This is a genomic window from Campylobacter sp. RKI_CA19_01121 (assembly GCF_025771295.1).
GTDB lineage: Bacteria > Campylobacterota > Campylobacteria > Campylobacterales > Campylobacteraceae > Campylobacter_D.
The window spans coordinates 61,152-70,269 of the sequence record NZ_JAKMQA010000010.1 but is presented as its reverse complement, the minus strand read 5'-3'; the positions used below and the strand labels follow the sequence as shown (position 1 = coordinate 70,269).

The following is a 9,118-nucleotide window of genomic DNA, read 5'->3' as shown; positions in this document are numbered from 1 at the left end:
TTCTATATTTTCTTCTATATTTTCTTCTATATTTTCTTCTATATTTTCTTCTATATTTTCTTCATGTTGTTCATCTACTAATGTTAACTTATCATCTAATTCCTTGTCAATATCAGCTTCATTTGATAATTTAGATTTATCTTCAACTTCTAATGAATTATCTAAATTTTCTTCAAAAAAATCTTCTTGCAGATTTAAATCATCTTCACTTAAACTTTCTTCATGCTCAGACAAATCAATACCAGCCAAAAGTTCATTTCCATCTAAAGGCATATCTTTATCAATTAAAACATCCTCATCAAAACTCAATTCATCTTCTTCTAAAGTGCTATCCTTACTTTCACTTAAAGTTTTTTCATTACCCAAAAGTTCTATAAAATCAGTCGGTAAAAAAGGCTTATATAAACACTCTACGCCTTCTACTTGCTCTTGGTTTCTAGGCAATAAATAAATCAATCTATTGCATTTACTTTTCAATTCATCTAAATTAGCTTCAATATCATGATCTATGATGATAATATCATAAAATTCTTCAAGCTCTTCGGTACTTGCAAGCTCTTCAAATTCATAACCTAGTTTTTGAACCCCCAAGCTAATTAATTTTGAAACAGCTACATTAGAATTTATCAGCACAACCTTCATCTGTCATCTCCCAAGTTAAAGAAATGTATTATTTTAAAACATTTTTAATTATTTATTGCTTATATATTGAAAAACAATAACTCCATATGCTCAAAACTTTTTAACATTAAATTTTTAAAATACTGCATCATGATGAGTAAAATAGCAATAAGCACTGCAAAAGATAAAAATATCTTGATAGGATAACCCACCACTAAAAGATTAAATTGTGGCATAGTTTTCATAAGCATACCAAAAATAACATCTGATAATAAAGATATTGCTAAAATGGGAAAAGCCATAGAAAAACCGAGCACAAAAATATTTACCATAGCTTTATTCAAATAAAGCATTAAATTCTCATGCGGATAAAATCCACCCAAACTAATATAATCTAACGAACTAGATATAAAAAGCAATACCAAATGATGACCATCAAATGCTAAAAAAACCAACAATGCAAGCAAATTTAAAACTTGAGAAATTACTGGAGTATTAGCACCTGTAGCTGGATCTAAAATACTAGCCATAGAAAAACCCATGGTAAAAGAAATTTGCTCACCTGCCATTTGTAAAATGGCAAAAATCATTTGCAAAATTAAACCTGCAACCATCCCAAAAAGCACTTCACTTAAAAGATACAAAATAAAAAAAGAATCAGGTGTATTATTTTCAAGTTTTGCCAAAGGATATAAAAACATTGTTAAAAACAAAGCTAAAGTTGTTTTTACTACCAAAGGTATACTATTGTGAGAAAAAAAAGGGAAAAACACTATTAATCCACTCATTCTAGCAAATAAAAGCATGAAAATTACAACATTTTCATCGCCTAAATATTTAACAAATTCCATAATTACTTAAATGATAAATCCTATCACATTTTTTAGCAAGTTCTTGATCGTGAGTCACAAAAACTAAAGCTGCATTATTTTCTTTGACATAACCAATCAAAATATCTAACACATTTAAAGCATTTTTAAAATCTAAATTACCAGTAGCCTCATCAGCAAAAATGATTTTTGGTCTTTTACTTAAAACTCTAGCTATACTTACTCGTTGCTGCTGTCCACCACTTAATTTTGTGATCTTTTGATTCATTAAATCAACAATATCAAGTTTTTTTAATAACTCATAATCGATATTTTGCCTACTCAAAATACTTGCAAGCTCTATATTTTCAAAAGCTAAAAAACCTTTAAATAAATAATGCATTTGAAAAATAATCCCAAAATCTTTTCTACGAATTTCTAATAAAGCTTCATCGTTTAAGGAATACAAATCCTGATTATTATAAAAAACTTTTCCTGATTGAGGTTTTAACAAGGTAGATAAAATATGTAAAAGAGTAGATTTGCCACACCCACTACTTCCACATATTGCAATACAATCTTTTGCATTTAAAGTAAAATTTAGATTTTCAAAAAGCGGAATATCAAAACTATGGCTTAAATTTTCCGCTTTTAAAAGTTCCATTTTTAACCAATTTGCGCAGCAACTTCAGCAGCAAAATCTTCAGTTTTCTTTTCTAGACCTTCGCCCACTTCAAAACGAATAAATTCTACTATTTTAATAGTTCCACCAAATTCTTTTTCTTTTTCTGCAATTACTTGCTCGACAGTTTTTTTATCATCCATCGCATAAAACTGTCCCATTAGGGTAAGTCTACCATCAAGCTGAGAATTATCTGCTATAAAGCTATTTAGTTTACCTGGGATAATGTTAGGCCAAATTTTTTCTGGTTTTCCTTGTGCTTGAAGTTCAGCTTTAATAGCTTCTTCAGCTTCTTGGATTATCTCTTGAGTTAATTGCTTTCTACTTGCAAATTTTGGAATTTTAAGCTCTGGCTTATTAGGGTCTTTTAATCTTCTTCTTTCTTCGTTTTCTTTTTCCAACTCTGCAACTAAAGCTTTATATTCATTTTCTACAAAATCCATATCAAGCTCTTCATAAGATAGATAACTTGGTTTCATTGCAGCAATATGCATACAAAGGTGTTTTAAAAATTCTCCACATTTATTAGCCGTAGCTTCACTATCACAAGCTGCAGCAATAATAACACCCACGCGTCCATTAGAATGAACATAACCATTTACCGCTCCACTAGCTCCAGCTTTTACAGTAGCAAATCTTCTTACAACTAAATTTTCACCTATAGTTGCAATTTGATTTTTTAAATATTCTTCAAATTTAACACCATTAATCTCACTTGAATGCAACTGCTCAACATTTTGAAGGCTTTTAGCTTGAATATGTGCTGTTGTATCTTTTGTTAAAGCAATAAATTGTTCATTTTTAGCAACAAAATCAGTTTCTGAATTGATTTCACTTACAGTTGCGCATTTTAAATCATCGCTTACTTTTACACTTACCAAACCTTCAGCAGCTAAACGATCGGCTTTTTTATCAGCTTTTCCAAGTCCTTTTTCTCTTAAAAGTTGTACTGCTTTTTCAAAATCACCATCTGTATCTTTTAAAGCATTTTTACAATCCATCATACCTGCGCCAGTACTTTCGCGCAGTTCTTTTACCATTTGTGCAGTGATTTCAGCCATTATTCTTTATCTCCTTCAAAATCTTCTTCACTCATAGCTTCTTCTAAAACTTCTTTTTTTTCTTCTTCAGAGATTGGTTGTTCTTCATTTGCTTCACCATCTTGCTCTCTTAAAGCTTTACCTTCGTTGATTGCTTCAGCCATTTCTTGGCAGAAAAGTTGAACTGAACGAATCGCATCATCATTTCCTGGAATTGGGAAATCTACTAAGTCAGGATCGCAGTTTGTATCTAGTGGAGCAACCACAGGGATTTTTAATCTATTAGCTTCTTGTACTGCAATTTTTTCTTTAACAGTATCGATAACAAAAATCATATCAGGTTGGGTTTTCATATATCTAATACCACCAAGATATGCTAGTAATTTTTCTTTTTTTCTAGTAAGCATTAAAGCTTCTTTTTTAGTTAAAAGCTTAATGCTTCCATCTTCTTCCATTTTTTCTATAACTTCTAATTTTCTAATCGATTGGCGGATAGTTCCAAAGTTAGTCATCATACCACCAAGCCATCTATGATTTACATAAGGCATACCGCATTTTTCAGCATATTCTTTAATCGCTCCACCAGCTTGTTTTTTAGTGCCAACAAATAAAATTGTTTTACCTTCTGCAGCAGCATCGCGAACGATGTTATATGTATATCTAAAGTATCTAAGTGTTTTTTGTAAATCAATTACATAGATACCTTTTCTTTCTCCAAAAATAAATTTTTTCATTTTTGGATTCCATCTTCTTGTTTGGTGTCCAAAGTGTACACCACACTCTAATAAATCTCTCATGCTTACCATGAAATTCTCCTTGAAATAAAATAATTAGGTTTATTCCTCCGCATTCTTTAACCCATAAGCAACCTAATAAGGAAATTAATGCGTGTGAAATGAAAGAATATTATATCAAATTTTATTTTATATTTAGCTTATTATTGAAGAAAAAGAACGCCACAAGGCGTTCTTTGGGTAAATTAGTGTAGTTTAGACCAAACTGATCTTTTCCAGCCTATAGCAAAAATACTTAAGATAGCAAAGAATATCATGATATAAATTCCTGTTTGCTCTCTTTCTTCTTTTTTACTATCACCAACTTTTTCAAGATAATTAATAACTTGAGTTTGTGCTTTTTCATTCAAACCAACTCTTGGCATAGCAGTTCCATGAATTTTCTTTTGAGGTTCATTGATGAAGATTTCAAGATAATGTGCACCTTTAGAACGAATCATCATAGATAAATCTGGAGGTGTCATACCAAGATAATTTTTTAAATCACTCATATTTGAGCTTGAAACAAAGCCATCATATTTTACATCATGGCATCTTCCACAAGCATTTTCAAATGTATGTTTGTTTTTAGCAAAATCAAACTCTTTTGCAATTAAAGCTGTTTTTGCTTGCTCTGAAAGCTCTTGATTTTTAGCATATTTTTCTTCTAAATCAGCTTTTAATTTTGTATCAAATTCTTTTTCATATTCACTAGCTGTATTTTTAAAGAATGCAATTAAGTCTGCTAAATCTTGATTATCTTGTGCTTCATCGCCACTTAAAGGATAAGCAGGCATTAGGAATGGATTTTCATCATTAAATTTATGTGAAATTTGCAAAGCTTTAACCGGATCAACAATCAATGCTGCTAAAAATTTCTCATCATAAATAGCACCCGCATCACTTAAATCAGGAGGCGTTACACCTAAAGAAGAATCTGTAATAGTAGCAGGAATTCCGACAGCTTTTACACCATGGCATGCAATACAATTTCCTTCAAAAAGTTCTTTTCCTTTTTGTGCATTACCTTTGCTAAAATCGATTTTTGCGATTTTTTCCCACAATTGCTTAGTAGCTTCTTCTTGGCTTTTTGCAAGTTCTAATGCTTTTTGAGCATTAGCTATAGCTTTTTCACTTCCTGAAGCATTAGCATCCACTGCTGCTTTTTCTTTTAAAGCAACTTCACCTTTGGTAAATTCTGCATCAGCTTTTGCAAAGTCAAAATTAACCGGAGTTGAAGGAGGATTCATCACTGAATGCGCGTAAGGCTCAACCCCCCAATAAACTAAACCTGTGAAAAAGACAACTACAAAAAATATTTTTAATTCTCTCATTATTAGCCCCTTTTTCTTTCCATGATAGTAATAATTGGCAAGACTACTAGCAATAATAGTAAAAATACCATAGAAGCATAAAATCCTATCCAAGCATTAATTCCTGTTGGAGGAAGTTTTCCATAAACTGTTAGTACAATTAAATCTATCAATAATACCCAAAACCATACAAAAAACATTGGTCTTTCATGTGCTGGTTTTACAACATCACTTCTATCAAGCCAAGGTAATAAGAAGAAAATAATTTGTGCTATACCAAATGCTGCAAGTCCTATATCAAAAGCTTTAATGCTTCCAACATCAAAGAAAAATCCTCTTAAAACTTCATAACTCCATAAGAAATACCATTCAGGATAAATATGAGGAGGTGTTTTTAAAGAATTTGCTGGGTCAAAGTTGATTGGATCCATTGCAAAATTGAATTTAAAACATACCAAGTAAAAGAAGAAAATCATAAATAGCGCAATATACATAAAATCTTTAGCTAAAAATCCTGGCCAAAAAGGAATAACTTTAGAACCTTTTGTATCACCTGCTAAATATTTTTCAGCTTCTAAATCAAAATCAATCTCTTCTGAAATTTCATTATTAACATGAGGAATTCTTAAAGAATAAAAGTGGAATGCAATAATTGCTAAAATCACAATAGGCAATAAACATACATGTAACATAAAAAATCTAGTTAAAGTTGGATCTGAAACTGCAAAATCTCCTCTTATCCAAATAACCAACGCATCACCTATAAAAGGAATTCCGCCAAAAAGCTGAGTAATAACTTGAGCAGCCCAAAAACTCATTTGCCCCCAAGGTAACATATATCCACTAAATGCTTCTGCTGAAAATACAACAAATAAAAGCATACCACTAATCCAAATCATTTCGCGGCCTCTTTTATAAGAGCCATAATAAATTCCTGTTAACATATGGATATATATGATTAAAAATACAACCGAAGCAGCCACACCGTGCATATGACGCCAAAGCCACCCATACTCCACTTCTTGCATGATAGTTTTATTTACACTATCAAAAGCCAAAGCTACATCTGGCTTGTAATACATTACTAAAAATAAACCTGAAATAAATAAAATAGCAAAAAGAGTAGTTAAAATAACACCCATTGCCCATAAGAAGTTAATTTGTTTTGGTATCCAATATTGAGCCATTAAAACATTAAAAAGCTTATTTACAGCTAATCTTTGATCAAGCCAATCTACAATACCATTTGCTTTTTTTATCTGTGCCATATTAAGCCTCCGCGATCATTTTTTTATATTCTGGACCTTCTTCGCCTAATACTAATTTTGTTCCATCAATTCTAAAAGGAGGAATGTCCAAAGGTCTTGGAGGAGGACCAAATACATTTTTACCACTGGTGTCAAATTCACCACCATGGCAAGCACACTTAAATAATTTTTCGCTTGGAGCGTAAGCTGGAATACAGCCTAAATGTGTACAAAGACCAATAACTACAGTATAAGCAACATCACCCACAACAACATCTCTATTGCTATCTTTTGCCATATCTGCATCTTTTTTTAAGATAAATATAGGCTTCTTACGCCATTCAATTGTTCTAAGCTCGCCCTCTTTCATGCCAGAAAGATCTACAGTAGTAATACCTGCTGCTTTTACACTTGGGAGTGGATCCCATGTTTTTTTCATTGCAACTAATGAAAAAGCACCACCCACAGCAGCTACCGTTCCAAAGGCAAAGCCCATAAAGCTTCGTCTACTTTCAGATGTAGCCATTTTACTTCCTTTGTTTTGATTTTTTTGTAAAACTTAGCAGTTTATCTAAAAAATGATAAATTTTTTCTTTGGTATAAAAAGCTTGATTTAAGATATATGGATATTTATTTAAAAACAAAAATAAATGTTTGTTTTAAATCATAACAATAGATAAATTTATTATCTATTGTTTTTTCATTTTGATATAAATATGTAAAATATCCAAAGCAGCAGGAGTAATACCGCTAATTTGCGAAGCAGCAAAAATAGTTGGTGGATTAAATTTTTGCAGTTTTTCCACTACTTCATTACTCAATCCACTCACACTTTTAAAGTCAAAATTTTCAGGGATTTTCAAATCATTTAAATTTTTCATTTTTTCAATTTGTGCTTTTTGCATTGCAATATAATGATAATACTTTGCTTCATTTAAAATTTCATTTAAAGAATACTCATCCATATTTTTAAACATTTCATCTAAAGCTTTTAATTTTTCTATATTAAAACTAGCTCTTGCAACAATTTTTTGCAAACTCACTATTGAAGTAATCTTTTCCTCTTCAATGCTTTGTAAAAATTCATTATTTTGCTTACTTGGTGTCCATGTAGTTTGAAGTAAAAACTCAAGTCCTTTATCAACATTTTGTTTTATATTTTCAATATATGCATAATCTTCTTGACTTAAAAGTTTAAAATTATATCCATATTCTCCAAGTCTTAAAATGGCATTTTCTTCTCTTAAAAGCAATCTATACTCAGCTCTTGAAGTAAACATTCTATAAGGCTCTTTAGTACCTTTCATCACTAAATCATCAATCAACACCCCTATATAAGCCTCATCACGCCTTAACACAAAAGGATCTTTTTCATCAATTGCTAAAACCGCATTCACTCCTGCCATAAAACCTTGCGCAGCAGCTTCCTCATAACCAGTGGTTCCATTAATTTGCCCAGCACAATATAAATTTTTAATCTTTTTGGTTTCTAAAGTATGTTTTAGTTCTGTTGGGTCTATATAATCATACTCTATAGCATAGCCAAAACGCGTGATTTTAGCATTTTCAAAACCTTTTATACTTCTTAGCATTGCAATTTGCACTTCATAAGGAAGCGAGGTAGAAAAGCCGTTGATATAATATTCAGTCGCATCTTTAGTTTGTGGTTCTATAAATAAATGATGACTTTCTTTATCACCAAAACGATTAATCTTATCTTCTATAGAAGGACAATATCTTGGTCCTATACCTTCAATTTGCCCTGTAAAAAGCGGAGCACGGTAGAAATTACTTTTTATAATCTCATGTGTTTTTAAATTTGTTCTTGCTATATAACATGGAAGTTGATTAGGCTTGAAATTTTTTGTTTTAAAGCTAAAAGCTTTAGGATTTTCATCTCCAGGTTGAATTTCTAAAACACTAAAATCGATACTTTTAGCATCAACCCTTGGGCAAGTTCCTGTTTTTAATCTTCCTACTTTTAAACCACTTTGTTTTAAGTAATCTCCCAAATTTACAGATGCAAGCTCGCCTACCCTACCTGCTTGAAGTTTGGTTTCACCTATATGGATAAGTCCATTTAAAAAAGTTCCTGTTGTAAGTATGATTTTTTTAGCAAAATATGTATTTTCTAAATTAGTTTTAACCCCTTTAAGCTCATCATTTTCAACAATCAAAGACAAAGCTTGCTCTTGAGAGATTTCTAAATTTTCAAGTTTTAAAAGCATATTTCTAGCACAAATTCTATAAGCATCCATATCAATTTGTGCTCTACTTCCGCGCACTGCAACACCTTTGCTTTCATTTAAAATTCTAAATTGAATTCCAGCCTCATCGGTAATTTGCCCCATAAGTCCACCCATAGCATCAAGCTCTTTTACCAAATGTCCTTTTGCTAAACCACCTATAGCAGGATTACAACTTGCAGCACCAATTTGCTCGATTAAAGTAGTTAAAAGTAAAGTTTTTTTACCCATTCTAGCAGCAGCAGCACTAGCTTCAACTCCAGCATGCCCACCACCTATTACGATTATATCATACATATTTTGACCTCATTTTTATAAAAAAGGCAAAAATTATATAATATTTTTTAAAATAAAACACTAAAAATACTTTTTGAAATTTAAAAGTTT

At 31.2% G+C, this 9,118-nt stretch carries 8 protein-coding genes and 1 pseudogene; all 9 read right to left on the bottom strand.

Annotation, left to right across the window (positions count from 1 at the left end; genetic code table 11):
- Nucleotides 1-642, bottom strand: a pseudogene (locus tag L8T90_RS06570) (hypothetical protein); the annotation flags it as partial.
- A gap of 59 nt (nucleotides 643-701) precedes the next feature.
- Nucleotides 702-1,472 carry a flagellar biosynthetic protein FliR gene (gene fliR, locus L8T90_RS06565; protein WP_263664301.1) on the bottom strand — a complete coding sequence of 257 codons (771 nt, stop codon included), beginning with the start codon at nucleotides 1,470-1,472 and terminating at the stop codon, nucleotides 702-704.
- On the bottom strand, nucleotides 1,459-2,094 hold the full coding sequence (locus L8T90_RS06560; protein WP_263679723.1) for an ABC transporter ATP-binding protein: 636 nt from the start codon (nucleotides 2,092-2,094) through the stop codon (nucleotides 1,459-1,461). Before L8T90_RS06560 ends, fliR begins: the two co-directional genes overlap by 14 nt.
- Nucleotides 2,095-2,096: 2 nt before the next feature.
- Nucleotides 2,097-3,173: a translation elongation factor Ts gene (tsf, locus tag L8T90_RS06555; RefSeq protein WP_263664303.1), complete on the bottom strand. Its 1,077-nt coding sequence runs from the start codon at nucleotides 3,171-3,173 to the stop codon at nucleotides 2,097-2,099.
- Nucleotides 3,173-3,958: a 30S ribosomal protein S2 gene (rpsB, locus tag L8T90_RS06550; RefSeq protein WP_012661799.1), complete on the bottom strand. Its 786-nt coding sequence runs from the start codon at nucleotides 3,956-3,958 to the stop codon at nucleotides 3,173-3,175. The genes tsf and rpsB overlap by 1 nt, the downstream gene beginning before the upstream one ends.
- Before the next feature lie 173 nt (nucleotides 3,959-4,131).
- Nucleotides 4,132-5,259: a c-type cytochrome gene (locus L8T90_RS06545; protein WP_263737043.1), complete on the bottom strand. Its 1,128-nt coding sequence runs from the start codon at nucleotides 5,257-5,259 to the stop codon at nucleotides 4,132-4,134.
- A gap of 2 nt (nucleotides 5,260-5,261) precedes the next feature.
- Nucleotides 5,262-6,506 carry a ubiquinol cytochrome c oxidoreductase, cytochrome b subunit gene (locus L8T90_RS06540; RefSeq protein WP_039668616.1) on the bottom strand — a complete coding sequence of 415 codons (1,245 nt, stop codon included), beginning with the start codon at nucleotides 6,504-6,506 and terminating at the stop codon, nucleotides 5,262-5,264.
- Nucleotide 6,507: 1 nt separating this feature from the next.
- Nucleotides 6,508-7,011: a ubiquinol cytochrome c oxidoreductase, 2Fe-2S subunit gene (locus L8T90_RS06535; RefSeq protein ID WP_039618773.1), complete on the bottom strand. Its 504-nt coding sequence runs from the start codon at nucleotides 7,009-7,011 to the stop codon at nucleotides 6,508-6,510.
- 163 nt (nucleotides 7,012-7,174) lie between these two features.
- Nucleotides 7,175-9,028, bottom strand: a complete 1,854-nt coding sequence (mnmG, locus tag L8T90_RS06530) for a tRNA uridine-5-carboxymethylaminomethyl(34) synthesis enzyme MnmG (protein ID WP_263703142.1) — start codon at nucleotides 9,026-9,028, stop codon at nucleotides 7,175-7,177.
- Nucleotides 9,029-9,118 lie beyond the last annotated feature (90 nt).

What these genes read in the sequence shown, in the direction of transcription:
- fliR (WP_263664301.1), bottom strand. Translation starts at nt 1,472, where the DNA reads ATGGAATTTGTTAAATATTTAGGCGATGAAAATGTTGTAATTTTCATG.
- L8T90_RS06560 (WP_263679723.1), bottom strand. Translation starts at nt 2,094, where the DNA reads ATGGAACTTTTAAAAGCGGAAAATTTAAGCCATAGTTTTGATATTCCG.
- tsf (WP_263664303.1), bottom strand. Translation starts at nt 3,173, where the DNA reads ATGGCTGAAATCACTGCACAAATGGTAAAAGAACTGCGCGAAAGTACT.
- rpsB (WP_012661799.1), bottom strand. Translation starts at nt 3,958, where the DNA reads ATGGTAAGCATGAGAGATTTATTAGAGTGTGGTGTACACTTTGGACAC.
- L8T90_RS06545 (WP_263737043.1), bottom strand. Translation starts at nt 5,259, where the DNA reads ATGAGAGAATTAAAAATATTTTTTGTAGTTGTCTTTTTCACAGGTTTA.
- L8T90_RS06540 (WP_039668616.1), bottom strand. Translation starts at nt 6,506, where the DNA reads ATGGCACAGATAAAAAAAGCAAATGGTATTGTAGATTGGCTTGATCAA.
- L8T90_RS06535 (WP_039618773.1), bottom strand. Translation starts at nt 7,011, where the DNA reads ATGGCTACATCTGAAAGTAGACGAAGCTTTATGGGCTTTGCCTTTGGA.
- mnmG (WP_263703142.1), bottom strand. Translation starts at nt 9,028, where the DNA reads ATGTATGATATAATCGTAATAGGTGGTGGGCATGCTGGAGTTGAAGCT.